The following is a 459-nucleotide window of genomic DNA, read 5'->3' on the forward strand; positions in this document are numbered from 1 at the left end:
TATTATAAATTCCTTATGGCGGAGAGCAAGGGATTCGAACCCTTGATACGCTTGTGACGTATACACGATTTCCAATCGTGCTCCTTCGGCCAACTCGGACAGCTCTCCAATGGCTCCGCAGGTAGGAATCGAACCTACGACCGATCGGTTAACAGCCGATAGCTCTACCGCTGAGCTACTGCGGAATAATATTGCCTGGCAACGTCCTACTCTCACAGGGACAAGGTCCCAACTACCATCGGCGCTAGAGAGCTTAACTTCCGTGTTCGGTATGGGAACGGGTGTGACCTCTCTGCCATCATTACCAGACATTATTCTTTTGAGACAATCATTATTATAACTTATCTACTCAAAAAGTCAATAAGTTTTTTATGTTCTCTCAAAACTAGATAACATTCGCTTCATATTATATGGTTAAGTCCTCGATCTATTAGTATTCGTCAGCTCCACATGTCACCA

General features: G+C 44.4%; 2 tRNA genes and 1 rRNA gene. All 3 read right to left on the reverse strand.

Going from position 1 to position 459, the window contains the following annotated elements:
• Window positions 1–16: 16 nt before the first annotated feature.
• The 3 genes from FT637_RS29650 to rrf all read right to left on the reverse strand — a co-directional run bounded on the left by FT637_RS29650 (window position 17) and on the right by rrf (window position 309).
• A tRNA-Ser gene (locus FT637_RS29650) sits at window positions 17–108 on the reverse strand.
• A 2-nt stretch (window positions 109–110) separates the two neighbouring features.
• Window positions 111–185 (reverse strand) — tRNA-Asn (locus FT637_RS29655).
• Window positions 186–193: 8 nt separating this feature from the next.
• Window positions 194–309: ribosomal RNA gene (gene rrf, locus FT637_RS29660) — 5S ribosomal RNA — on the reverse strand.
• Window positions 310–459 lie beyond the last annotated feature (150 nt).

The organism is Bacillus cereus, assembly GCF_015071065.1.
Taxonomy (GTDB): domain Bacteria; phylum Bacillota; class Bacilli; order Bacillales; family Bacillaceae_G; genus Bacillus_A; species Bacillus_A cereus_BA.